The 25,367-nt window shown below is 56.1% G+C and carries 20 protein-coding genes and 6 pseudogenes; 9 read left to right on the forward strand and 17 right to left on the reverse strand.

Annotation, left to right across the window (positions count from 1 at the left end; all coding sequences use genetic code 11):
- Positions 1–158 precede the first annotated feature (158 nt).
- Positions 159–398, reverse strand: a complete 240-nt coding sequence (locus HAT86_RS14490) for a glycine zipper 2TM domain-containing protein (RefSeq protein WP_167199360.1) — start codon at positions 396–398, stop codon at positions 159–161.
- A 32-nt stretch (positions 399–430) separates the two neighbouring features.
- Positions 431–664, reverse strand: a pseudogene (locus HAT86_RS14495) (IS256 family transposase); the annotation flags it as partial.
- A gap of 192 nt (positions 665–856) precedes the next feature.
- On the opposite strand from HAT86_RS14495, the pseudogene HAT86_RS14500 reads away from it, so the two are divergent.
- The 6 genes and pseudogenes from HAT86_RS14500 to HAT86_RS14525 all read left to right on the forward strand — a co-directional run.
- Positions 857–1,183, forward strand: a pseudogene (locus HAT86_RS14500) (IS110 family transposase); the annotation flags it as partial.
- Between the two features lie 56 nt (positions 1,184–1,239).
- A pseudogene (locus tag HAT86_RS14505) lies at positions 1,240–2,152 on the forward strand (transposase); the annotation flags it as partial.
- Between the two features lie 195 nt (positions 2,153–2,347).
- The gene (locus HAT86_RS14510) at positions 2,348–3,391 is read left to right on the forward strand and encodes an IS110 family RNA-guided transposase (protein WP_167199362.1); all 1,044 of its coding nucleotides are present in this window, start codon (positions 2,348–2,350) and stop codon (positions 3,389–3,391) included.
- Between the two features lie 16 nt (positions 3,392–3,407).
- A pseudogene (locus tag HAT86_RS14515) lies at positions 3,408–3,593 on the forward strand (IS3 family transposase); the annotation flags it as partial.
- Between the two features lie 38 nt (positions 3,594–3,631).
- Positions 3,632–3,790 (forward strand): annotated as a pseudogene (locus tag HAT86_RS14520) (IS3 family transposase); the annotation flags it as partial.
- Positions 3,791–4,102: 312 nt separating this feature from the next.
- Positions 4,103–5,269, forward strand: coding sequence for a nucleotide sugar dehydrogenase (locus HAT86_RS14525; RefSeq protein WP_167199368.1), 1,167 nt, complete (start codon positions 4,103–4,105; stop codon positions 5,267–5,269).
- 565 nt (positions 5,270–5,834) lie between these two features.
- On the opposite strand, the gene HAT86_RS14530 is transcribed toward HAT86_RS14525, so the two are convergent.
- Together HAT86_RS14530 and HAT86_RS14535 are read right to left on the reverse strand one after the other, a co-directional pair.
- Positions 5,835–6,503, reverse strand: a complete 669-nt coding sequence (locus HAT86_RS14530; protein WP_167199372.1) for an ABC transporter ATP-binding protein — start codon at positions 6,501–6,503, stop codon at positions 5,835–5,837.
- On the reverse strand, positions 6,500–7,681 hold the full coding sequence (locus HAT86_RS14535; RefSeq protein WP_196780621.1) for a capsule biosynthesis protein: 1,182 nt from the start codon (positions 7,679–7,681) through the stop codon (positions 6,500–6,502). The genes HAT86_RS14530 and HAT86_RS14535 overlap by 4 nt, the downstream gene beginning before the upstream one ends.
- A gap of 308 nt (positions 7,682–7,989) precedes the next feature.
- On the opposite strand from HAT86_RS14535, the gene HAT86_RS14540 reads away from it, so the two are divergent.
- Positions 7,990–8,943, forward strand: coding sequence for a glycosyltransferase (locus HAT86_RS14540; RefSeq protein ID WP_167199393.1), 954 nt, complete (start codon positions 7,990–7,992; stop codon positions 8,941–8,943).
- 33 nt (positions 8,944–8,976) lie between these two features.
- Here HAT86_RS14540 and HAT86_RS14545 read toward each other — a convergent pair whose 3' ends face one another.
- The 4 genes from HAT86_RS14545 to HAT86_RS14560 form a co-directional block, all read right to left on the reverse strand.
- Positions 8,977–9,747, reverse strand: a complete 771-nt coding sequence (locus HAT86_RS14545) for a sulfotransferase family 2 domain-containing protein (protein ID WP_167199396.1) — start codon at positions 9,745–9,747, stop codon at positions 8,977–8,979.
- Between the two features lies 1 nt (position 9,748).
- On the reverse strand, positions 9,749–10,468 hold the full coding sequence (locus HAT86_RS14550) for a CatB-related O-acetyltransferase (RefSeq protein WP_167199398.1): 720 nt from the start codon (positions 10,466–10,468) through the stop codon (positions 9,749–9,751).
- Positions 10,465–12,996: a glycosyltransferase gene (locus HAT86_RS14555; protein WP_167199401.1), complete on the reverse strand. Its 2,532-nt coding sequence runs from the start codon at positions 12,994–12,996 to the stop codon at positions 10,465–10,467. The genes HAT86_RS14550 and HAT86_RS14555 overlap by 4 nt, the downstream gene beginning before the upstream one ends.
- 150 nt (positions 12,997–13,146) lie before the next feature.
- A complete protein-coding gene (locus tag HAT86_RS14560) occupies positions 13,147–14,112 on the reverse strand; it encodes a Stf0 family sulfotransferase (RefSeq protein ID WP_167199404.1) in 966 nt (321 codons plus the stop codon).
- Positions 14,113–14,352: 240 nt separating this feature from the next.
- Between HAT86_RS14560 and HAT86_RS14565 the strand changes: the two genes are divergently transcribed.
- Entirely contained in the window at positions 14,353–15,132 is a 780-nt protein-coding gene (locus HAT86_RS14565) for an ABC transporter permease (RefSeq protein ID WP_331272561.1), read from the forward strand.
- Between the two features lie 11 nt (positions 15,133–15,143).
- Here HAT86_RS14565 and HAT86_RS14570 read toward each other — a convergent pair whose 3' ends face one another.
- The 7 genes from HAT86_RS14570 to HAT86_RS14600 form a co-directional block, all read right to left on the reverse strand.
- The gene (locus HAT86_RS14570; protein WP_167199410.1) at positions 15,144–17,144 is read right to left on the reverse strand and encodes a hydantoinase/oxoprolinase N-terminal domain-containing protein; all 2,001 of its coding nucleotides are present in this window, start codon (positions 17,142–17,144) and stop codon (positions 15,144–15,146) included.
- 48 nt (positions 17,145–17,192) lie between these two features.
- Complete coding sequence (gene queG, locus HAT86_RS14575; protein ID WP_167199413.1) at positions 17,193–18,242, reverse strand: tRNA epoxyqueuosine(34) reductase QueG; 1,050 nt, start codon at positions 18,240–18,242, stop codon at positions 17,193–17,195.
- A gap of 63 nt (positions 18,243–18,305) precedes the next feature.
- The gene (gene fzlA / locus HAT86_RS14580) at positions 18,306–18,971 is read right to left on the reverse strand and encodes an FtsZ-binding protein FzlA (RefSeq protein WP_167199416.1); all 666 of its coding nucleotides are present in this window, start codon (positions 18,969–18,971) and stop codon (positions 18,306–18,308) included.
- Positions 18,972–19,033: 62 nt separating this feature from the next.
- Positions 19,034–19,753 carry a monofunctional biosynthetic peptidoglycan transglycosylase gene (mtgA, locus tag HAT86_RS14585; RefSeq protein ID WP_167199419.1) on the reverse strand — a complete coding sequence of 240 codons (720 nt, stop codon included), beginning with the start codon at positions 19,751–19,753 and terminating at the stop codon, positions 19,034–19,036.
- A 355-nt stretch (positions 19,754–20,108) separates the two neighbouring features.
- The gene (locus HAT86_RS14590; RefSeq protein ID WP_167199422.1) at positions 20,109–22,394 is read right to left on the reverse strand and encodes an AAA family ATPase; all 2,286 of its coding nucleotides are present in this window, start codon (positions 22,392–22,394) and stop codon (positions 20,109–20,111) included.
- The gene (locus HAT86_RS14595) at positions 22,394–22,951 is read right to left on the reverse strand and encodes a hypothetical protein (protein WP_167199425.1); all 558 of its coding nucleotides are present in this window, start codon (positions 22,949–22,951) and stop codon (positions 22,394–22,396) included. Before HAT86_RS14595 ends, HAT86_RS14590 begins: the two co-directional genes overlap by 1 nt.
- 85 nt (positions 22,952–23,036) lie before the next feature.
- Positions 23,037–23,528 (reverse strand): hypothetical protein, encoded by a 492-nt coding sequence (locus HAT86_RS14600; RefSeq protein WP_167199428.1) that lies wholly within the window; start codon positions 23,526–23,528, stop codon positions 23,037–23,039.
- A 120-nt stretch (positions 23,529–23,648) separates the two neighbouring features.
- Between HAT86_RS14600 and HAT86_RS14605 the strand changes: the two genes are divergently transcribed.
- Positions 23,649–23,828, forward strand: a complete 180-nt coding sequence (locus HAT86_RS14605) for a ribbon-helix-helix protein, CopG family (RefSeq protein ID WP_167199431.1) — start codon at positions 23,649–23,651, stop codon at positions 23,826–23,828.
- A gap of 332 nt (positions 23,829–24,160) precedes the next feature.
- Here HAT86_RS14605 and HAT86_RS14610 read toward each other — a convergent pair whose 3' ends face one another.
- Both HAT86_RS14610 and HAT86_RS17130 read right to left on the reverse strand, forming a co-directional pair.
- The gene (locus HAT86_RS14610; RefSeq protein WP_167199434.1) at positions 24,161–24,463 is read right to left on the reverse strand and encodes a helix-turn-helix domain-containing protein; all 303 of its coding nucleotides are present in this window, start codon (positions 24,461–24,463) and stop codon (positions 24,161–24,163) included.
- 62 nt (positions 24,464–24,525) lie between these two features.
- A pseudogene (locus HAT86_RS17130) lies at positions 24,526–24,801 on the reverse strand (type II toxin-antitoxin system RelE/ParE family toxin); the annotation flags it as partial.
- Positions 24,802–25,367: the final 566 nt, after the last annotated feature.

The following is a 25,367-nucleotide window of genomic DNA, read 5'->3' on the forward strand; positions in this document are numbered from 1 at the left end:
CAAGTCTGCCCACGATCACGTGAAATCTATGCCCATGATCAGGTGAAATCAGTGCCCGCCATCACGCGAAACACGCAGTATTCATGCCAGACGAGAGACAGACATCGGCGACCAGTCTTCCACCGAGTGTGCTTCAGGCAGGCGACCCTGATGCGCCCTTAACGGCAAGGCGCGCGGTAGTAAGTGCCGTCGCCGCGCGAATAGGCGCACATTTTGTTTGAGGTGTTTTGGGCCACAATGGTGCCAGCCGCAGCTCCCGCAAGCGCCGAGATAAGACGCCAGTCGTCATCGGCATCCAGCGCGTCCGCTGTGATCAATCCGGCCGCCGCGCCACCGGCGACACCTACCACTGTCCGTGTTTCGGGACTCATCCCTTCACAACCCGCAAGAGCCAGCATGCGAGATATGGGCAAAAGCTGGTGATACCTGATCAGGCGGCGGTTTGAAGTTGGCGGATCCCGTCGCGGAACTCAATCCCTTGGATGATCTCGGGTAGGCGGTTTTGGCCGTCGAGCTTTCGCCATTTCTTCTGCGCTGACATCATCAACTTGAAGGCCATGGCCAGCCCGGTCTTTCGGCTGAGGCAGCCCTTGGTGCGTTTGGTTCGATGACGGACGGTAGCGAATGTGCTTTCGATTGGGTTTGATGTCCGAATGTGTTTCCAGACCTTATGATCGCATTCGACGTCAATTAGACCGGCGGCCTCTCCTTCGGCATTCTGCAACGAGGGTTGTGCCAGTTTTTTGGCGCAGAGCCTCAAGAATGGAGGAGAGACCACGTGAAGGATAGCATATTTATTGGGCTGGACGTCCACAAAGCCACAATCTAAGTAGCTGTTGCTGATGGCGAGCGCGGTGGGGAGGTTCGGGACTGGGGCAAGCTGCCCAATCGACCAGATAGTGTGCGCAAGCTTGCCGAGCAACTGGGCGCCAAAGGTCATCAGTTGTATTTCTGTTATGAGGCGGGACCTTGTGGTTATGGCCTTTACCGACAGCTCGTCGAGCTTGGACATGATTGCTTGGTTGTCGCTCCCTCGCTGATTCCTGTGAAAGCCGGCGAACGTGTGAAGACCGATCGTCGGGATGCACGCATGCTTGCCAAATTACATCGAGCCAACGAATTGACCGCCGTTTGGGTTCCGGACGTTGAGCATGAAGCGATGCGTGACCTGGTGCGCGCACGCGGGCTGAATCGCTCCGGGTTTGTCGGAGACCATCAACTCAAGTAAGGATGATGGTTATGACGAAAAGCAAAATGGCAAATCGCTACTCGCCCGAGGTCCGCGCACGTGCGGTCCGGATGGTGTTCGAGCATCAGGGCTCATACGAAACGCAGGCGGGCGCGATTGCGGCCATTGCACCCAAGATTGGCTGTATTCCCCAGACCCTGCGCGAATGGGTCAAGCAGGCTGAGAAAGACAGCGGCATGCGCGATGGCGTGACCACTGAGGAAAGGGACCGGATCAAGGCCCTGGAACGTGAGGTGCGCGAGCTGCGCCAGGCGAATGAAATTCTCCGCAAGGCGTCAGCGTATTTTGCGCAGGCGGAACTCGACCGCCCACTGAAGCGATGATCCTTCCAAAACATCGGCGCGACAGCAGCGGGATGCGGAATTGCGACCAGAGATCAAAAGGGTCTGGGATGAGAATTACCAGGTCTACGGGGTCCGCAAGGCATGGCACCAGCTGAAGCGTGAGGGCTTTACACTCGCGCGCTGCACCGTGGAGCGCCTGATGAAACAGATCGGCATCCGTGGCGCTGTGCGCGGGAAGGTGGTCAAGACGACGGTCCGTGACACGTCGGCACCCTGTCCGCGTGACAAGGTGAACCGGGTGTTCCGAGCGCCAGCCCCGAACCTGCTCTGGGTCAGTGATTTCACCTACGTGTCGACATGGCAGGGTTTTGTCTATGTGGCTTTTGTCATCGACACATTCGCTGACCGCATCGTCGGATGGCGGGTCTCGCGGTCTGCCAAGACTGACTTTGTGCTCGATGCCTTGGAGCAGGCTCTACATGACCGACGGCCTGTTCAGAAAGGGGGATTGATCAATCACTCGGATCGCGGCGCCCAGTATTTGTCCATTCGATACACTGAGCGTCTGGCCGAAGCCGGCATCGAACCATCGGTCGGCAGCGTTGGGGACTCTTATGACTGTGAATATGGTATTGCAGCCTGATGGCCTGACTCATCTTATGATTGACTTCGTGTCATTGCGTTGACGTGTCGACCATCAGGTTGCCCCGGCAGCGGGCGAGATGTGACTTCATAGGAGCCTGACGGTCCGCGTACCATCACAGTCCTGTCCTCTTCGATCGGTGCCTGGGCCATTCCAGCGAAAGAGCCTTCCATGGATCAAGTTATCATTGGCGTAGACACGCACAAAGACAACCACGTTGCCGTTGCTTTAGACGCGCAGGGTGCCCGTCTTGGCAGCACGACTGTTTCCACCACGCGGAAGGGATACCATGATCTCGAAGCCTGGGCGTTGCAGTTCGGGCGTGTTAAGGCTTTCGGCATTGAAGGAACCGGTTCATTCGGCGCGGGCTTGTCCAGACACCTGCTGGCCAAGGGGCATGACGTTCGGGATGTCATGCGCCCCAACCGCCAACTTCGTTTCCTTCATGGCAAATCAGACAGCCTCGATGCAGAGAGCGCGGCCAGGTCAGTCCTGAACGGGCAAGCCAGGGCACACGCCAAGACGCAAACCGGGTCATCAGAGATGATCCGGCACCTGAAGGTTGCGCGAGACAGCGCGGTAAAAGCCAAGTCTCAGGCGATGATCACGCTGAAAACGTTGATCGTGAATGCGCCAGCCGAACTTCGTGACACACTTGACGAAATCAGAGGACGGATCGCTTTGGTGCGTCATGTTGCAGCCCTGAGGCCAGGCGAGATCACTTCCCCAATCGCATCCGCCAAAACAGCCATGCGAGCGATCGCACGACGCTGGCTTGCTCTGCATGAAGAAATCCAGTCGCACGACCAAGAACTTGACCGACTAGTCCGGGAGAAAGCACCCGAGCTGATGAAGTCGCATGGCATCTCCACAATGACCGTCGCCGAGATGCTGATCCTCGTGGGAGACAACCCCGAGCGTATCCATTCCGAAGCCGCCCTTGCCAAGCTCTGCGGCGTCTGCCCGATCCCGGCCTCAAGCGGCAGGATCAACAGGATGCGATTGAACCGAGGTGGAAACCGACAAGCCAATGCCGCCATCTACCGTGTGGCCATTGTGCGCTTACGCGACGATGAGAGAACCAAAGCCTATGCTGCTCGACGAACTTCGGAAGGCAAAACACGGCGGGAAATCGTGCGCTGCATCAAGCGCTACATCGTCCGCGAAATATACCGGCAACTGTGCATCTCACATCCCAACGCACCCGCTGCTTGACAAATATAGGAGCATCAATGCGGCTGTCGAGACGTTCTTCAAAACCATCAAGGCCGAGCTGATCTGGCGGCGGTCATGGGTAACGAGGCGGCAAGCCGAGATGGCGATCTTCGAATATATCAATGGCTTCTACAATCCACGTCGACGGCACTCAGCATTAGGCTGGAAAAGCCCGGTCGCTTTTGAACGGAAGGTGGCTTAAACGAGCACTTGGAGCGGCACGATTACGCGACAGGTCCAGGTCCGTGGCGCAACATGCAGGATCTGGAAATGGCCACCCTCGGCTGGTTCGATTGGTTCAACCACAGACGCCTACTCGGGCCTATCGGAAACATCCCACCAGCAGAGGCTGAAGAGAACTTCTATGCACAGCGCGACGTGCCCGATATGGTCGCGTGAAATGAAGCTATAGGTCTCCGATGAAACCGGGGCGATTCAAACCGGGCTGGCATTGGTCTTCAGGCGGGTGATGTCAGCCCAGGTAAAATCGCAAAACCTGGACAGTGCCGATCAGCTGCCCAAGATTGTTCCGGGGGTTGCCTTCAAGGAGGGTATCAAGCAGCTGCAGCCTGACATCCAACCACGCCGTCACCACCTTTTGGGATAGCTGCGGCAACGTAGAGCTGGATCAATTTGCAGCAACTTGCTTGCAATCCGAAACCAACTGCCTGATGGAGACAAGGAAAATTGGTGTTAATTACGAGGTTGACAATGAAGATTGCAATTGCCGGTTTGGGATATGTGGGGTTGGCCAATGCCATCTTGCTGGCACAGCACAACAAAGTCGTTGCGCTGGATGTAATGAAGGCTCGGGTCGGTATGGTCAATGCACGCCAGTCCCCAATCCAGGACGCTGAATGTTCAGAATACCTTGGCAATCATGAACTGGACCTTGTTGCAACCACCGATCCCAAGCTGGCTTACAGTGACGCGGATTTTGTAATTATCGCCACACCCACCAATTACGATCCACAGACCAACGCCTTTGATACATCCACCGTCGAGAGCGTGATCGATACAGTACGAGCGATTGCACCAGAGGCAGTAATGGTGATCAAATCCACCATCCCAGTAGGGTTTGTCGAGCGACTCCGGGCCAAAAGACAGATCAATAATGTGATCTTCAGTCCTGAATTCTTGCGCGAGGGACGGGCGCTGTACGACAACCTTTACCCAAGCCGGATCATCGTCGGCGAACGCTCCGAGCGGGCAATGATCTTCGCGAAGCTCCTTCGGCAGGGCGCGCTGGCCGAGGATATCCCCATGCTGTTCACGGACCCCGCGGAAGCAGAAGCGATCAAGCTTTTCGCGAATACCTATCTCGCGATGCGCGTCGCCTATTTCAACGAGTTGGACAGCTATGCACTGAGCCATGGCCTCGACAGTCGCCAGATCGTCGAGGGCGTCGGGCTCGATCCGCGGATTGGTGCACATTACAACAACCCATCTTTCGGCTACGGAGGCTATTGCCTGCCCAAAGACACCAAGCAGCTTCTGGCGAACTACTCCAAGGTGCCGCAAAATCTCATTAAGGCAATCGTGGACGCGAACCGGACCCGCAAGGACTTCATTGCCGAACAGATCCTGAGCCGCGCCCCGAAATGCGTTGGGATCTACCGGCTGGTCATGAAACAGGGATCGGAGAATTTCCGTCAAAGTGCGGTCCAGGGTGTGATGAAGCGCCTCAAAGCCAAGGGGATCGATGTGATTGTCTTTGAACCCGCCTGGGACGAGTCGCACTTCTTCGGTTCCGACGTCATCGACGATCTCGAGGTGTTCAAGCAGCGCGCAGATGTCATCGTCGCCAATCGCAAGACAGAAGATTTGTCCGACGTTGCCAGTAAGATCTTCACGCGGGATCTGTTTGGGTGGGACTGACGCAATGAGGGTCGGTCAACCAGGGGCTAAGGGCAAAAGATATGCACCCGATTTGACCTTGGGCACTGGGGCTAACTATTCCAATATTTATGTTAAGCACGTAAAGACTTCGCGCACAGAAGAAAAACCTTGTATTGTGCGTGTGTTTCTTGGAATTGCCTGCGAGTAGGCGCCGGTTTAGAGGATAACGGGGAAATGACCACCAACTCCAAGCTGATAAACGCTGAGCCTACGGCACTTAATCCGGATCCGTCCGGCTTTGTCGGGCCCATGTCGACCGAAACACTTCTTTGGCGAGCGCGTTTTCTCAGGACTTCACCGGATCTGTATCATTTGCCGTTTCTGTTTTGGCTGATCGAAATCATCCGACCGAGCCTTGTCGTGGAGATTGGTGTCGGCGATGGTGTATCTCATTTTGCAACATGCCAAGGTCTGGACAAACTTGTGCGGGACTCTCGTTGCTTTGGCCTTGGCGACTGGGAGGATGGTACTGTGCCGGCAGAAATGGCATACAAGATGCCGTTGGTGGGGCATCCACCGCATCAGTTCAGCCTACGCCGGATGCCTACCCCGCCTTCCGCGCGCGCATGTTTTCGGCGTGGTGGCGGACGGCGTCTTCGATGTCGTCGTAATAGGTCAGCTGGCCGTTTTCCAATACGGCACCGGCCTCACAAAACTGTCGCATCATGCCCGTCGAATGGCTGACAAACAGCGCCCCCGCGTTTTCCATCCGGTCGCGGAACACAAGGCTGCTTTTCTCGACAAAGGCGGCGTCGCCTGCGGCGATCACCTCGTCGATCAGGTAGGTGTCAAACTGCAACGCCATGTTGATGCCGAAACTCAGCCGCGATCGCATCCCCGAAGAATAGGTGCGCACCGGCAGGTGGAAATGCCCGCCCAATTCGGCGAACTCGTCGACATAGGCGCTCATCTCTTCGGTGTCCGCCCCATAGAGCCGCGCCACAAAGCGCGTGTTCTGCGCGCCGGTCATGTCGGGATGCATCGAACTGGCCAGCCCGACGGGAAACGAGATTTTGCCATCGGTCAGCACCTCGCCCGAGGTGGGCGATGACGTTCCGGCAATGATCTTGAGCAGCGTCGATTTCCCCGCCCCGTTGCGCCCCAAAAGCCCAACCGCAACACCCGTTGGGAACACCGTGTTCAGCCGGTCGGCAACAACTTTGATGTTCCCGTTGAATTCGAAAATCTTCGTCAGATCCCGCAGGACAATCATCGCCGATCCCGCAGGGCATAGGCCGCCAGAACGCTGATGGCCCAGATCAACAGGCTGAACAGGGCCACCATGCCCAATGACAACAGGCGGTCTGGCCGGGTTGCGGCCTCGGGCAAGGTCGGGTTGACATGCGCCGCCAAGTAGCGGCTTTGCCGCTGCGCCTCGGCCAAAGACGCGTCGTAAGCGGCCAAGGCGGATTTGTAGGATTCTTCGGCAAATTGCAGATCGACACTCAGGCGCTCAAACTCGCCAAGAAGGTTCGCAAAGGCGTTTTCATCGCCCGAGCCCTCTACTCCGGTCGAGGTGCCGATGCCCAGCTTCTTGCGCTCTTGTTCGATACGGTCTTCGATGACCCGGACACGGCGTTCTGCCTGCGTACTGCGCGGATCGTTCGCCTGAGACGTCATGCGCAGGATATCAAGATCAATCAGTGTCTGTGCCAGTTGTTGTTGGAGCGATGTCAGGATACCCATCTGGCCTTGGATGGAGGCCGAAGGGTCCACGATCTGCGAGCGGTTGCGAAACCGTGTCAGCGCCTCTCGCGCAGTTTTCAAGCGGTCAACGGCTTGGTCCAGCTCTTCTCGTGCATAGCGGGTCGCGTCGTCGCGCGCGATGGCCGACAGACGGTTGATCATGGTCGAGCTTTCCTCGTAGACCAATCGCGCAATCGTCTGCGCCTCGTCCGCCGTAAACGCTTGCACCTCAAGGTCGATAAGACCGGTGCCGCTGTCGGAATAGACCGTAACCATCCGTTGCCAGTACTTGGTCAAGTCTTCGATATAGCCTGGGTTGTTTGCGTCACCTGGAACAAACAGGCTTTTTGCGATTCCTTGTGGATTATAGGCGAAAACCGGATCATGATCACCGTTCGCCCACTTGCGCCCGGGTTTCGACCAAACTTCGCGCAGATCAATCTGCTTGTTGATCCGGTTCACAAGTTCAGGGCTTTGGATGAACTTGTACAAGATGTCGGTATCCGACGAGGACGAGCCCGAAATTTCAGCCACGCCCCCCAAAAGCTCAAAAGCTGATCCGATTTCTTCGGTCCTGACAGAAAAGCCCGCGTAGGACACGTATCTATCATGCGCTCGGTCAAACAAGTACCATGCAGACGCCACAATGGGCAAAATCACCATAACCCCGAACGCCAAAAACGCCAGTTTGTGCCGTCGTTTCAATTGTGCTGGTGGCACAGGTGGCGGGACTTTGGCTTGGGCCGGTTTTTTTGGCCCACCCTGCGGCTTTTTCTGACCCCCTTTGGGCGGCTGCTGGTCGGCATTATTTTGGCTGGTCCCGGTGTCTGGGCCTTTGGGCTTTGGGCCTTGACCTTGCTTTTGCAAATCGACCACGTCGGACGTTGGTTTTGCGGTTGATTTTTTATCTGTCAAAGCATGCCTCAAACGATAATACCCTTTTGGGTTGATCATATAGATTTTCGAATGTCAAAACTATTGCGTAACCACAATCGCATCTCGGAGAATTGAATTTGAACGCCAACACGCTTCATGTCCGCATTGTGCTGGCGACATATAACGGTGCCACTTATCTTGGCCCGCAACTTGACAGCTACGCGGCTCAAAGTCACAAAAATTGGTCACTCGACATAAGCGACGATGGGTCATCTGACGCAACCCAAGAGATCATCCGCGATTTTGCCGCGCACCAACCGGGTCATGCCATCAGGCTTTTCAACGGGCCCAAGGCAGGCGCTGCGGCAAACTTTCTGTGCGGATTGGACAAGGCCATCGCAGAATCGCCCGACTCCGCCATCGCAATATCCGATCAAGATGACGTTTGGTTGCCCCGGAAACTGGAAAAAGCGGCTGAATGGCTGGTGGCGCATGGGGCTATGAACGGAACGCCACTGTTGTGGTCGTGCCGCACGGTTCTGACCGATGCCAAGTTGACGCCCAAGGGAAAAAGCCGGACGTTCAAACGCCGCCCCTGCTTTGGCAATGCATTGGTGCAAAATATTGTTGCAGGAAACACTATCGTCCTGTCTCCGGCAGCTGCGAAAATTATTGCAAGCACAACCCAATCGGCCCTGCGGTTTGGCGTTCCTTATCATGACTGGTGGATTTACTTGATCACCAGCGGCATGGAGGCCCGGATTTACCAAGAGACAGGACCACTGGTTCTCTACCGGCAACACGCGTCCAACGTGCTTGGGCATCATGGCCCGGTTCGAGGCAGGCTTAACCGGCTTAGCATGGTCGCAGGGCGACGGTATCATCGGTGGATATCGGCTAATGTTGCCGCATTGATGGACAACAGTGGGCTGCTGACCGACGCCAACCAACAAATGCTAAGAGAGTTTGAACAAGCCCGCCACGACGGGGGTGCGCATCTGGCGGCGGCACTTCCCAAGCTTGGAATTCACCGGCAGAGCAAGGCCGGCGATAAACTTCTGCCTATTCTTGCACGGTATGGGCGGCTGTAAAAATCATCGTTCGAGACAATGCACAAAGCACGTTCAAGATGTTTTCATCCCCAAACGTGACATGAGTTGACAATCCGCCGCCACAAAGGATTTCAACTCCGCAAGAGTCTCCTTTTTTTCGATAATCGCTTCCAACTGTTGCCATCGAGAACCGATATGCTCTTTGGGCGCTGCGTTCATGTATCGACCCTGAAGTTGCGGTCTTTCCCCCAAGACAACTTCGATATCACGTTCTAATACGCTTAGTGCGTTCACAGAATATACGCCGCCCAGAGATTTTGCCGCAGTTTCTGCGCGGTCAATCATCTCGTTGGGTGGGCATTCCGCGATCTTTGAGTGGCCGCGCAATGTTTTCGTAGCCAGATACGCACAGTACGGACTGTGATAGTGATCCCGAATAAACCGCCGCCAAGACGTCGGACCGCCACAAAAATAATCATCTACGCTTGAATTCAGAATGCGGCGCATACCGACCCGTCTAGGACGTGCCAGTTCTTCGGCAGAGAGCCCCTCGGCTTGGCGTTTCAGGAAAAAGTAGAACGAAGCAATCCGTTCAAACGGATCGCGTAAAACTGTAAATACAAATTTTGGATCGGGCACAGTATCCAAGGCCAGCCAATCAATGTGACCGGAATACAGGCGATACCCCGGAGGAAACTGCCCGGCTGGACTATCCGCTTGGGTATGCACACGTATCGGCGATACAGCGTCTTCACCAATCAAACGCACCAGTTCGGAATGAATTGTTTGTCCGGCGGTCTTCGGAATATGCAGGAAAACAATTTTGCACTCTTCAACGCTCATATTATTGGTTTCGCAAATCTATTAGGTCAGGCTGAAACGGCTCGACATCCTTCATCGCGCTCACACCACGAACGAACTGGTTCAGGTTCTGAGGGTTAAGGTGATCAAGTTGCCATGGGGCGAACCGCCACCATTTGCATCGCAACATAGGGGTTATGTGCATTGGTGAAATGCGCCACTTTTTGATCACCGCCGGATTTCCAGCAACAACGGCATATGGTGGAACATCTTTTGTCACCACCGCATTTGACGCGACAATTGCGCCATCTCCGATGGTCACGCCAGCCTTGACATGCGCACCGTGGCCAATCCAGACATCGTTGCCGATTTTCGTCGGTCGCACCTTTGCAGGCGGGCCTTCGAACTCGAATTTGTAGTTGTGATATTCTGAGGCGCCGGCAAACCCCCCTCCCAGATCAAACAACTTGTCCCCAAGGTAAAACGCCGGGCTGGTCGATACCCAGTCTGTCGGGTGGTTCTGACGTCCAATCTGCACATCCTCTCCAAAGGAGCAGTACCGCCCAATACGTGCCGCGAAACAATAGCCGGAAACCTGATACGAAAATGCCCCCAATTCCAGAAAGCATTCATATTGGGTCCACTTAAGACTGGCCGGGGCTTCAATGACGGTTTTTGCCGGTAGATTTACCTTACCGCCGGGCCGATTGAGCACCTCAACGCCCCGCGATTTGAGCCACGAAATGGAAACCTGTTCGTTCACACCACACCTGCCTTTTCGTCTTTTACCAAATACGCGATTTTTTGAATCGCGGTATGCGCTAAATCTGCATCTGGATCAAAGGGGATCTCGTGCCCATTCTTTGCAGCGCGCACCGCTTCGCCCTGCGCACCGATCTCAAACGCCAAGACAGGAAGCCCGGTTTGAATGGCCTCATGCACAGTATAGCAAAAGGTTTCTGGCCATATTGATGGCACCAACCAATGCGTGATGCCGTATCTCTCGGCCAAGATCGGCAGATCAGACACCGCATAGGATCCATGAACACGCAAATCCCCCGGTAAGGCAAAGGCCGGATCCACATTTCCGACGACAACCATATCACAAACTCGATCACGATCTCGGCCAAGCCGCTTGGCCATGTCTTGGACCACCGCCGCGCCCTTGCTTTGACCGATATTGCCCAAAACGCCAATCGTTGGCCGCGCGTTGGCTGGACGTGGTGGCAAGGCCTCAAACCCGACAGACAACGCATGCGGTTCAATCTGTATCGCAGCCTTTAGATCTGGCCAGACGGCCGCGACCTGTTGCGCACTGTCTTTCGAAAACACCGTCAGCTTGGCCTTCGCTGCAAATCGTTTCCATGCGGCTTGCCAGCGGTCCAATGGAATCGTTTCACCAGTGGCTGACCGAATTTGATGCGCGCTATCTCCACGCGGGTGCACAACAGGCCCACGATAGGCACCGTCACTGTCCAATAAGTTATAGCTCGGTGTCAGCGGAAAATAGTCGTGGAACAACATCTCGGCGGTATCTTGACCGTGCATCAAATCAAGCAAGGCCTGCGGCAGTGTCACAGGATCTTCGTCCCCGACGCCACATGAATAGACCACATGCCGCCTTGGCAGCACAGACAAAAGGCGCTGAACCGTTGCAAAGCGGTCGCAGACACCGTGATGACGGCCGCCGGTGGTCACAAGCTCCAACTGCCAGCGGTGAAACGGGCCGCCGACGCGCAACACAACCGAAGGGCGGCCTGCCTCTAGATCCTGCGCGATACGCCGTTCCAAATAGTGATCAGCACCACCGCCCATCGTATGGGCCATGTAGACCGGAACGGGGCTGTCTGGTTGCAAACTACCTGCCCAAGCCAGCCCAAGGGCCAGCCGCGCACTGACCAAAGGGTCCAACGCGATGAAATCCTGTACCGATTTATCGTAGTCCGGGTAGCGCTGAGAAATTTTCTCATTGTTTTGGGCAATCAATGTGGCCTTGCCACTTGCACCAAAGCTTTCCCCGCCGCGATGTTCGACAAACAGGCGCGGCTGCACCACGTGCCGCCCCCCCATATCCGAGACCTTCTGGCACCAGTCCACTTCTTCACCATAGCCACGGCCAAAGGCCGGATCAAACGACGGCACACGCACCAGCCAATCACGTGCCATGGCCATGCAAAAACCCACGCCAGTGGGCACATCCGACATTTCGGCTCCCGGTCGAAACTGACGTGCCGTGGCGTCGATGATATCCCCCTGCCCGGGTTTCAATGGTACACGCTGACAAATCACCGGAACCGAAAAGATCTCGGCGTCATTGGACAAGGGCGTCACACTGGCAACGTCTTTTTCCAATTCGAACGGCTCAACCAACCTGCTGGCCCAACGCTTGGGCACCAGCGCGTCGGAATTCAAAAGGACAACCGGCCCTGTATCGCCCTCTGTTGTCTCAAGCGCCAAGGACAGCCCTCGATTGACCGAGGCGACGAACCCAAGGTTCTTGGCGTTTTCAAGTAGCGTGACATTTGGCTTGTCCTCGACCCACCCGCGCAAAAACGGTAGCACGCTGTCGTTGGTCGATCGGTCCTCGACCAAAATCATTTGCCAAGGCAGGTCGGTATGCGCAATCACCCGCTGCAAGCATTCCTGCAACAGATCATAGGCATTGTAGACTGGCAGTATGATCGTAATCCTATTACCAGTTGTCGGCGCAGGCTGATCTTGCACGGCATCAAACATGTCAGGCAGAAGTGCGCCATAATTGCGCGGCTGCGACAGCCTGAGCTGCCGTTTGACCCGCGCACGATATTTTGGGTCACCTGTCAGATACCAGCCTGCAACGCCGGGCAACGACAGGCCCAGATCGCGCGCAAAACGGTATGCAACCAACACCTGTTCCAAACGCCGAATCCTAAGCGGCACCTGCATTGCCGCGGCAGTAGACAGGCCAGGATCACCAAAGACATGCGCAACCAGAACAGAAGACATCTCAAGATCATCAAAGCTGCCAGGGATCACGCATTTGAACCCGGTCTTTTCCGGAACGCCATACACTTGCGCAGCGTCAGGGCGGGACTGTGTCGGGATGCAATCCACATCCACCCCGTTCAGCGAAAATGTCAGCTTTTGCGCATGCGCCCACCCTGTTACGCGAAACCAGCCAGCGTCAAACGTGATGCGTTCAATAAACCCAATCGTCGCGCCACCGTCACCATTGATGCGAACGCCACCGACTTGGAAGTTCACATGCGCGGCCCGATACCGGCGAAACAAAGAATGTAGCTGCCGGATCAACGACTTTCTCCCAACCAAGCGCTGGCAAACCATGCCAAATGCCGATCCATTTGCAAAAGCAACGGCCAAACCACGCTAAACTTGCCTATACCTGCTCGCCCGCTGGACGAACAAGACAACGCACCACGCCGAGCAGCGATATCCCATCTCTCACAGGCTAAAGTCACCATTGGCTCCTTTGGCACTCGGGCGCAGCGCTTCAAGGCGCGCATGGCGGCGGTTCTGTATGAAATCCACGTAAGCCGCGTTTTCACTTTTGAAACGTTGGATGAATTCAGCCGACTTAGTGCCTTTCAGTTTCTCGTGCGAAGGTTCTGTTTGCCGCAACACACCAGCAGGCAGACCTATGTGGCCAGCAACCGCATCCAATAGGTCATCAGCTTCACACCGAACAGAGGTTTCATAGCTTATCCTGAACGGGGAAAGCCCGTGCTTGATGAACAATTCTTCCATTCGATTTTCTTGCCAACACAGGGCCTCGACCGCCAGTTTGATTGTCTTTGCATCATAGCTAAACACCTCTTCGCCGCGCTTTTGCGCGTGTGCGTCCGCCTGCGGAGAATGTGAAATTTGCGTTTGTTGTCGCCGCGAAAGCGAGACCGCCTGCGCAATCAAATCCTCTCGGATCAGCCAAAAGCATGAGGTGGGCTCTAGCAAATCAAGCATGTTCGCCATGCTGCCAAATACATTGTGAAGCTGGCGGAAGGTAATTTCACAACCGAACGTCGCGTTCAGATTGCGCTTGCGCAGCAAACCATCGACGTAGCTGGAGACATCCTTGGCCTGCAGGCCTTTTGCGATTTTTGGCACGAAATCGGGGTTAAAAGGCTCGCCGGGGTCATGCAGATACCCGGTCTGTCCAATCAGGTTTCCAAGGCGACTGCTGCCTGACCGTGGCGTGAAAAATATAACATACCGGCGATCCGGATAGGCCAGAGAATCAATCTTATCGCGCTTGCTCTTGTCAGCCTCTACCGTCTCGAACAGATCGTCTTTTTGGTGCCAAAAATGCCTAAAGGCATCTGCATCAACAAACGAAACAGGCCGCCCCAAAGCGGGCTTTACGCGCCTTGAGAGACGCTGGCACGCGCGCCAGAAAAATGATCGGTAAGCCATACCTTGTGCAACCTATGTACTGCTGCCCATACAAACGAATACTCGCATAGATAGAGCAAAGTGCAAAAACGATCGCGCCATCAATGTCAACGCAGGGCATAGCTTATCTGCCCAAACGGGAACTTGAAACCAGGATTTCCCGCTTGACGCCGCACCACACCCTGTCAAGAGTCGCGGAAACTCTAATGGCTTGAGCATATGCTTTCTCGCGACACATCAGACACATCAGAGCTTAGAAACGTGCAGCGCCAGGTGCCGCGCTTCGCCAGTGTGCGATCCATTTCGGCGCTGATCCTGCGCGAGATGACAACCACCTATGGCCGCTCTCCGGGGGGTATTATCTGGGCCATTCTAGAGCCTGCGGGCGCAATCGCGCTCCTAGTTACAATTTTCTCAATCGGTTTCAGGTCACCGCAACTCGGAACAAATTTCGCAATTTACTACGCCAGCGGCATGCTGCCGTTCATGATGTTCGTTTCAACAAGCGGCAAGGTCCAACAAGCAATCAACTATTCAAGACAGCTGCTCAACTATCCAAGGGTCAGCTTTATGGATGCGCTTCTGGCAAGGCTGTTGCTGAACGTATTAATTCAAGCCATCATCAGCACCATCATTCTGACGTTCATTCTGGTCACTTGGGATACCCGGACCGTTTTCGTGGTCGGCCGTGTGCTAAACGCCTATGCCATGGCGATTGCACTTGGTTTCGGGGTTGGCATGCTAAACTGCGTCCTGATCTCACGAAACCCGGTCTGGGCCTCTGTATGGTCTGTGGCCACGCGGCCGTTGGTCCTGATCTCAGGGGTCATTTTCCTGCATGATCGAATTCCTGACCCCTATCGCACATGGCTGGAGTGGAACCCTTTGGTTCATGTCGTCGGAGAGGCCCGTCGTGGTTTCTATTACAGTTACACCGCGGACTATGTCAGCATTTCCTATACCTACGGTTTTGCAGGTGTCTGCGCTGTCCTTGGTCTCTTGTTCCTGAAAACCTACTATCGGGATTTGTTGGAAAGGTAATGGTAGCTGGCCTAGATGGCCACGCGTGGCCGGCCGGTCACCTCAACCGTTATTTCGGCCTCTAAGAACACATCGCGCCCTTCGGCCTGCGCACTTCGAATATCGCGGACAGCATGGGTGTGAATATCCTCTGCTCCGGCTGCGACAGCCTCGGCTTGCGCGTCTTTTTCCAACGCGGTTTGCAATGCCTGCATCGCTGCGTCTGCATCTAGATGATCCTGCGGACCCGTTTCCAAATGCACCCGATATTTCCCTTCGGTCGGTGACGTGACAAGGCCGCTGCGCCGGATGGTCACACGCCCGACCACCGCACCGATTGCATTGGCAACGCCGGCGTGTTCCGGCAGGATCATCCGACATCCAAGCCGCTCACCCACCGCCGGGTAGTAAAACGGCGCCGACGCCCCCAAGCCCACCACCGGGACGTTCAAACCGCTTTCGATACGGATCAACCCGCTATGCTGCGCAAGGCCACGCTGCGTCAAAACGTGGCGCGCCAAATCTTCGGGCGGCAGTCCAAAATCGTGGCTGTCCTCGGCAAAAGCAGTCTCTAATAGGGCCAAAGATGTCTGATGCGTCAACTGATCGACAATCATTCGCGCCAGCTTTGCGGGATCCGGGCACAGCCTATTGCCACTTCCGGTGCGCCGTCGTCCGATCAATTCCAAAGCCGCGCGTGCAGCGATGACATCCCAATCGTTCAGACCGCCCAGAACATGGCTGGCATCTGAGGGCGTGACGCCCGCAATCTGCACAAGCCCACGCCCCACCAAACGCCGCAGGGCTTGGCCATCCAACCGCGTTTGCAACACCTTGCCAAGGGGATGCACCGCGTCACCGATCCGGGCCAAAAGGCTCTGCTCGCGCTCGGGCAGGCCGTCCACGCTCATCCCCGGCACAGCCCGGACAAACCTTGCGTCATGCTCGTTCGGCACGGTTCGGCGCAATTGATCTTCCAGCGCCGCATGCACCACATCGGGCGCCTCGGTTGCGATCAGGCTAACCGGGATCAATCGTCTGGGCCCCAGCATAATACCACCATGCAAGCCTTCGTCTTGCACATGCACTTCGCTGTCACCACCCAACCCTGTTGTGCGCATGGCAACAGCTTCGACCATGGTTCGCCAAGGCCCCACCTTGGCCCCGTCCGGGTCGATCGTCGGTTGCCCGTCGCGCAGCACGGCCACATCCGTTGTCGTACCGCCAATGTCAGACACCAAGGCTTCATCCACCCCCGTCATCCACCGTGCACCGACGATACTGGCCGCCGGGCCACTCAGGATCGTCTCAATGGGTCGCTCACGCGCCTGACCGGCTGATATCAATGCCCCATCGCCACGCACCACCATCAACGGCGCAGCAATCCCAAGACGCTGCAAGGTGTCTTCGGCCCGGTCGATCAAACGCGCAATCATGCCGATCAGACGCGCATTCAAAAGCGCCGTCAGTGCCCGTTTCGGGCCGTTCAGCTTGGCCGACAGGTGATGCGAACAAGACACCGGACGCCCGGTAACCTCTTGTACTATCTCGGCGGCGCGCAGCTCATGCGCCGGGTTGCGTGTGGCAAACTGGGCTGCAACAGCAAAGGCTGATACATCTTTGTGTGTCTCTAACCATGCGTAAAGGGCGGCTTCATCCAGCATTTGTCGCTCGGCTCCGGCATGGCTGTGCCCACCGGATAGCACCACCGCCGGATCGCCCGCCAACACTTCGGTCAGGCCGTGACTGTCCAGATCCTGCTGGCGAAACCCGATGTAAACCAGCCCGGCGCGCCCGCCTTGTCCCTCGACCAGCGCATTGGTGGCCAACGTCGTCGAAAGAGAGGCCAGCCCGATTTGGCCCCGATCCACGCCGCTCTGTTCCAGCACAGCGGCAATCGCGCGTTCAATACCAAGGGCCAAGTCGTGCCGCGTGGTCAGCGCCTTTGCCTTGGCGATCACCTCGGAGTCATCGCGGACCAGCACCGCATCCGTATAGGTGCCCCCTGTATCCACGCCCAACAGCACCGCCATGCAACCGCTCCCTTGTTTGTATGCAAGCCATGTACCGGGTTTTCGCGGTCAATCCATCCCGTTTGCGTCACTATTCAGTCGCAACACCGCCCAGCGCGCCGCATCCGCCACTGTCGGGTCCGGGTCATCGCACAACCCCTGCGCCACAGCACCCAAGGCTGGGTCACCGGAATTGCCGATGGCATACAGCACGTTGCGCACGAACCGATCACGCCCGATGCGCTTGATCGGGCTGCCGGAAAACCGCGCACGAAACCCAGCATCGTCCAGTACCGCCAAATCAGCCAGTTTGGGCGCGATCAAATCATCGCGCGCATGGTACTTTACCTCGCGGGCCTCTACGGCAAACTTGTTCCATGGACAGGCGGCAAGACAATCGTCGCAGCCGTAAATCCGGTTGCCCATCAGCCCGCGCAACTCTTCGTCTACGGGGCCTTTATGTTCAATCGTCAGATAGGAAATACAGCGCCGCGCATCCAATTGGTAGGGCGCGGGAAAGGCATCGGTTGGACAAACATCCAGACAAGCCCGGCAGGATCCGCAATGGTCGATTTCGGGCGGATCAGTCTCTAATTCCAGCGTGGTGAAAATCGACCCGATGAAAAACCAGCTGCCCATGTCGCGGCTGACAAGGTTGGTATGCTTGCCTTGCCAACCCAGCCCCGCCGCCTGCCCCAATGGCTTTTCCGGCACCGGGGCGGTGTCCACGAACACCTTCACTTCGCCGCCACCCTCGGCAATCAGCCAACGCGCCAAACGCTTCAGCCGCTTCTTGACCACATCATGATAATCACGATTTCGGGCATAAACCGAGACTGTTGCAACATCCCCCTGCGTCAGCGTTGCTGTCGGATCCTCCTGCGGGGTGTAGCTTTCGCCCAGCATCAAAATGCTGCGCGCCTCGGGCCACAAGGCATGCGGATCACCGCGCCAATGCGCCCGGTCGGCCATCCAACCCATCTGCCCATGATAGCCCTTGTCCAAAAACGTAGCCAGACGGTCGGGCACATGCCCCACATCCCAAGGCCTGCACAAGCGCGCCAGATCAAACCCTTCCTCAAGGGCCTGTGCCACCAACCTGTCTTTCAACGTGTCCATGGCATTTTCTGTTCAAATATATCCTGGGCAAAGACCGGAGGCCGGGGGACATAGCTCCGCATTTCAAAAATCCAGATCGGCATAATGCGCAGGCGGCGGAAAACCCGGCACCTGATCGGCCAGAATGCCGCGGAATGCCGGGCGCGACTTGATCTTGGCATACCAGTCTTTGACCACGTCACTGCGGTTCCAGTCCACATCACTGATATAATCCAGCGCACTAAGATGCGCTGCAGCGGCGAAATCGGCCAAAGTCATCACGTCGCCTGCCAGCCAGCGGCGCCGGTCCAAGAGCCACGCCATATAGTCTAGGTGATACTTGATCGCCCGCGCACCGGCCTTGACGTTGGTGCTGTCGGGAAAACCGGCTTTCATCACCTTTTTGTTCACCCGTTCGTACAGCAACTTTGATGTCACTTCAGAATGAAATTTGTCATCAAACCACGCCACCAGACGCCGAACCTCGTAGCGGGCCACCGCACTTTTGGGCATCAGCGCCGGATCGGGGTACATCTCTTCCAGATATTCACAAATCGCCGTGCTTTCGGCCATGGTTTGCCCGTCAATCTTCAGAACCGGAACCTTGCCTGCCGGGTTGCGGCGCAGAAAGTCGGGGTCTTTTTCCCAATAGCGTTCTTCCGCCAGCTCACACTCAATTTTCTTTTCCGCAAGACTCAGCCGCACCTTGCGGCAAAACGGGGACAACGGAACGTGATAAAGCTTGGCCATGCGTCAATCAAACCTTGCGCGATTTTCGGGATACCCCTCCATGCCGTGAATAAGCCTGCTTTTCAATCCTCGAAACAGGACGATCTCCCATCCCGGCGGATGGTAGCCGCCCCATCCATGATCGACGCGGCTCGTTTGCGCAGCCATGTATCGGGCCGCGCTGCAGATCTTTCTTTGGGGGCGGGCAACACTGCGGCCAACCGTGCCGCTTGCGTGGCACTCAGGGCCTCGGGGCCGATACCGAAATAATGGCGTGCCGCGGCTTCAACCCCGAACACGCCTTCGTCGAATTCGGCCACGTTCAAATACACCTCGATGATCCGGCGCTTAGGCCACAGCCCTTCAACCACTGGGGTAATCGCCGCCTCCAGCGCCTTGCGCAGCCAATTGCGGCCATGCCAGAGGTAGACATTCTTTACGACCTGTTGACTTAGGGTCGAGGCCCCGCGTCCACCACCCTCGTCAATGGCGGTGCGGATTGCGGCCATATCAAAACCCCAATGCAGGCAGAAATTGGCATCCTCCGCCGCGACGACAGAGCGCGCAACAACCGGTGCCACCTGATCCAGCGACACCCATTGATGATCGATTGCGCCCAAACGCCTAGCTTCTTGACCCATGTAAAAGGTCTGCGGCGGGTTCAGAAAGCGATGCGCCGCCACCGTGCCCATCAAAATAGCAAGAATGATCACGCTCAGGCGGAAAACCCAGCGCCGCAGCCAACGTAGGGGCTGAAAGCTGCGCCGCTTTGGCGCCTTTGTCTTGCTTTTGTGTTTGGCCATGCCCGCCAAGCTATAGCTGGCGATCCAAATCTTGCAAATCCCGTTTGGAACCAATTTTGCAGACACATCGATAACGACCAAGATCACCATATTGCCGATCGAATTGAAAAAGCAGCTCTTAGCTCCAAGCGGTCGGGAAGGACGGGGCGGTTCGATACAGTCGCGCGCTTTGACCGACGCGATAGGTCGCGCTTCTTGCCGAGTGCCGGGCAGTGGCACCGAAACCACCCGTGAGCCTGAAGCTCCTCGAGAACGCTCTGACGAATAGAGTTAGCGATCGGCTCTATGCGAACCACCCCCGGCGGAACTCATTGCCGGGGGTGGTCGATATATCACTCCCATTTTTCGAATGGCATCATGATCCCACAACGCACGAGGGCTCACTTTCGCTCGGCGTGTGATTGCCGAAAGCGTGTCCTTCTTGAAAGACACCTCTCATGCAGGCGTCGATATCCGCCCCGTTCATTTCCCGAACACGTAAAAGCTGCTCCGCCAAATGCAGTATACAAGACTTCTGGGCGCGAACGATCTCAAGCGCTTTATCCTGCGCCTCGCGCAAATGGCATTCGGCTTCTTCTTGGACGTCTTTAGGGGCGCGCCATATATCCGCAGCCGATAGCCCATCCCACAGCAGGCCACTTTCACCGAACCCCCATTGTCGTTCGACCGCGAGGGCAAGGCTGGTCGCCTGAGCTAGATCGCTTTGCGCGCCCTTGCCTGCCCCGGAACTCGGGGTTCCAAGGATACAAATCTCGGCCGCGCGCCCTGCGAGAAGTACTTGCAATTGCTCCTTGGCCGTGCTCGGCGTCATCGAGTGTAGCGGTGCATGTTCGACTTGCCCGCCTTGGAGTGTCAGGCAAACCCGCTTCGGGAGAGGCCAGCCAAGCTGGAGCATGACTAAGACATGGCCCGCCTCGTGGATCGCGGCGCGGCGCAATGTGTCTTCGTCCAGTTCTGGCGCAATCTGGTCTGCCGCGCTGTCGAGATATTCTTGCCGCACCGGGGTTCGATCCGCACGGGCCCGCCCCAAGGCATCGCGAACTACAGCCTCGGCCACCGCACCCGAAAGGCCCAACAGCCGGTCCGCGAGGGAACTGAGGTCCAGCCTATTGGCGTTTTCCGGACCGAGCTTTGCGGCAAGAATTTCCACCAAGCCACGTTTGTTCGGGTGCGGCACATGCAGCTTGAGATCGAACCTGCCACTGCGGATCACCGCGGCATCGACCGTTTCCAAATGGTTGGTTGCGCCCAACAAGAACAGCCCGTCGACGTCATTGGCGCGGTTGATCTGTTCCAACAGGCCGTTCACCACGCCGCGCATATACGTGGAGTGATGATGCGACATGTCTCTTTTCGAAAAGCCATCAAGCTCGTCGATAAACAACACCGCTGGTACAGACTGTTTCGCCTCTGCAAATGCCCTATCCAGTGCCGCGAGCATGTCGCCCTGATGCCCATGTTTCTGACAATCTGCATAAGATGTCTGAATGATAGGGATACCAGCAGAGCCTGCGAATGCCTTGGCCAGCGTGGTTTTGCCAGTGCCTGGCGGTCCATGGAACACAGCGCTCGAAGTTACCTCGGACCATGACAGGTTTCCATTTCGCCAGGCTTGCAAATCATTCAACATCCGATCCAAGGCCCTGCCCACCTCCGGCAGACCATGCACCGCATCCAGCGTCACCTTAGGTACCGGACGGATCAATTTTCTGGCAATGTTGACCAACCGATCCGCAACCGCCAACGTTGTCGGAGCCGCGAAGGCTGCATCGATTTGGCCCGGGGTGAAGGCTTTCAAAAGATCCGGATCGGGCAAGCGCTTGCAGATTTCGTCCTCGGCCAATTTGCCTGTCACGCTGTGGGTTAGCCGAAGGGTTTCAAGCACGATCTCCGGGGTGAGGCCCGGCCAGGCGACACTGCGGGTGACAATTGCGCTCAAGGCATCCGACATATGTGACTTGCTTGTGGTAATCAGGAGCACCGATGCATTTTGGGCCAGACTACGTTCGACACGCGTATCCAGCATGCCTCGTTTTCGCGTGCGGCTTCTGCGCGTGACACCATCGTCCGCATCGTCGACGATACTATGCAAATCTGCCGTATCGCATGATGACAGACGTGTTTTCCAATGCGCGATCAGATTTGGCAAAGTTTGATCGAGTCCCCAAAAGAAAGGTCCCGTGGGACACGTGAAATTTGTCACCTGGCCGGGTTGGAAGAGACTGTTAAGATGCGATTTACTATCCACAAGGTGCGCAGCGGCCAAAGCCGTAATGATAAGGGACGGCGGCGGATCCTGCTCATGCAGAACCCTACCCGGGGTGTCAGAGGACTGAGCAAAGGGATCGATCCCGGATTTGATCGCAGCCGCCATTTCGGCAGAACTCATGCTATCAGCGAGAGGTGTTTCAGGGTTATCCCAGGCTCGCTCCACCTTTGTTTGAACCGCATCGTCAGTCTGGCTCTCGGCAAAATCGTCGTCCTCATCGTCAACGTCGTCCGGCGAATATCGCATTTCCACGAATCCGTTCCACCCAGTCATGAACAGGCGTCTTGCCGTTGAGCGCGCGAGTTCCAGGGCGAAGTCAGACGTCAAAGCAGGGCTCAGTTCTGTTTGCTTGGTCATGGTCAGGTCAGTCATCATACACCTCCTGCTTGTGCGGGAATGACGGCTCGGTCGTTCAACAGCCCAAGGTCAGCGATGGCGCGTTCAAGACTTTCGCATGGGTCTGCGCGCAGTGCGTAGATTTCGTCGAGCGATATTTTCTGAGATTGACGCCTGTCAGCAGTGAACTTCAGCGCATTTTCCGACAATGCCACGAGGGCCACGAGATCGAAATCGGTGTCCTCATAGCGTTTCACGCCAGTCGGCGAACGGTGATAGCCTTTTGTCAAATTGAAGTGGAAAAATCCATTTCTCGGCCTGCAGCAGGTTTTGATCTGCAGGCGCAAATTACCGCCTTCCGGGAGGTGCACGATCCGATCCGCAGGTAGCATTTCCGGGAGGTGCGACGTGTAAATTCCGAAGCGCAACAAGATACTGTCGACGAGGTATTCACCGGACAGGCCAAACCATTTGGCATTGCGTGTTAATGTACCTCGCGACAGGTCCGGAAAATCTCTGATATCGTCAGTTTGTGTTGGTGGGGGAGGCGAAAGCAGCTCTTCGAAGCCACTCAAAGGTGGTTGTTTAATCATGGGTAATTCCTTTTGAAATATATGGAGTGCCAGTCGACACAGATGCGTCGACCGGGAAATCGATAGTCTGGAAATTCTCAGAAGATCAGGCGGCCAGGGGCAAGGCTCGTTCAGACCTGTCGTCGCCATCACTGACCAGAGCATGCTCGATCATCTGATCTAATGAGCTCAGCGCCTCTTTGGCTACGTCACAGACCGCCGGGGCAATATCCATCGGGGCTTGTGCAATACAATGCATTGCCCGGGACCGCACGGTCTGCAGAGCATCGATGCTGGTCGCCGAAACAGCGCGCGACATCAATCCCGCCATCCGATGAAGCAGCAAGTCGTTGATAGAAATTGGCTGCACAGCGGTAACTGTCTCTGCCTGGATCGCAACCAGTTTCCATCCGGCATCTGCGTCGGAAGCGGACGGGCTAAATGCAATCTCCCAACCCGCCTCGGTTGCAAACTCTTCTTCGTCGAGCGCCAGAAACACACGGATCATGAGTTCACAAAAATTACCAAACAAATTGCATTGCGCTTTGTCAGCGCCTTTCGAAGTCAAAGTGTTGGTGATAGAAATATTGTCAGTCATTATGATCTCCTTTCAGATCGTTTTGATTAGGGCGAGGCAGGAGTTGCCGCTCTTGCCTCGCTCGCAGCACTATGGCATCATGACATCAGAAAGTCAATAGCTGATTCTGGAATCATTGAAATGACCCAATTTGGACGCCCAAAAACTAACACTAAAGCTGTGACGTTGCGCCTATCGAACGAAATGCTAGAGGCCCTCGATAGCGAGAGACGAAATCAAAAAGATATCCCAACACGGCCGGAAATGATCCGCCGAATTCTTGCGGATTGGCTTGAACAGAAATCACAAGCTGAAAAGTAAACATATCCGGCATTATGTATCTACTGCAAATCTACTTCCCTTTTCAGGGTTTTGACATCCATCCCGCCCTAAAGGCGGGGCGGTGATGTTCGGTTCCGGGTCATCGCCAGCCATGGGCAGACGGATATCGGCCCAGCCGCCGGGGCCATGGTCAAGACAGTGGGCACGTTCATGACGGATGCGCTTCCCGCTTATACAGTACTGGGTAAGCAGGACCCCGAAATACCCCAGCCCCTTGCATTTCGTGTTGCAGAATTGCGAGAACCGAGTCCTTAAGCCGCACTCAATCTGAGAGCTTTGATGCAACACGTTCGCGAAAATTTCTTCGTTGCTTAGGCGACTGCTTCCGCACCTTTTCGGTCGATCACATCCAAAAGCCTTGCGGCAGGGCCGCTCGGGGACTTCACCCCGCGCTCCCACTGCGCAACTGCGCTGGAACTCACGCCAAGAAAGGCCGCGAAGACCGGCTGACTCATCCGCGTCTTTTTGCGTATGGATCGAACCTCATCCTTGTCCAATTTGCGTGCCTCTGGCAGGCACAGATCCTTCATGGCTTTCATCGTTATGTCGTCCATGGCCCCGACCTTGTGCAGGCTTGCGGCCAACTCGTGCATGTTCTCGAGGATCTCGCTCATTTGTTTCTCCTAACGGCGATAAGATCGCCTTGAATTTCCAACTGTTTTAGCTGCTGACCAGATCAGCAAAGGAGAACACCAGCGTTCGTCTGAAGCGCTGCTTTCTCCTTGGGAGTAACATCCGATTTCACATTCTTTGCGAAGCCGTGAAGGAAAAACAATCTGGAAGACGAGGCCGAACGATATGCGACGATCGTCCGAAACCCGCCGCGCTTCCCTCCCCCGGCTCTGGCTACGCGTTTCTTCACAACATCCCCACCAAGATCGCCCTCAAAACGACCACTTGCGATTTCGTCGGCTGCTTGGAGCAAGTCATCCTCGTCCAGCCCCTCCTTTCGTGCCCAATCGTGCCCAACGCGCGAACGCCTTAGCTTTCCATACTTTCATAATTCGCAAATATAGCACTTAGTGCTACCCCTTGCGAGGCTCAATATCCCGGCCTCTCCTGCCGATACTTGACACAAGATTGGCCAAACGACTCTCAACGGAAGCAATTCCACGAAGGTGCACGCGCGAGATTGACGGAAGTGATGATGGTGTGGTCCACAAAGCACAATAGGACGGTCGAGGCACGTCCTGCGGCTGCAACACGAAATGCAAAGGGCTGGCGAAATACCCCAGCCGCTCACTTTAGAGTGGCCTTGGTAAGAACGATACTGGAACGATTTCTATAAATGTGTTCTTGGGCAATATTTTAGCACATTACCCGGAGCTTGTCTCCGCGCGAAGATATTTTCGTGAGCCCGGAATGGGTCGAAAATCGAAGACCAAAAGATATAGAGATGCCGGCGGAGACCTTCGTCTTCCGCCGCCTCACGGCGATCTCCAAGTGAAGGACCACCGGCTGACGCCGGAGGCATCACTTGGAGGAATGTAATTCCAGGTACTGCCGGATGACGTCGTC

The sequence above is a fragment of the Roseovarius gahaiensis genome (assembly GCF_011601345.1).
In the GTDB taxonomy this organism is placed as follows: Bacteria; Pseudomonadota; Alphaproteobacteria; order Rhodobacterales; family Rhodobacteraceae; genus Roseovarius; species Roseovarius gahaiensis.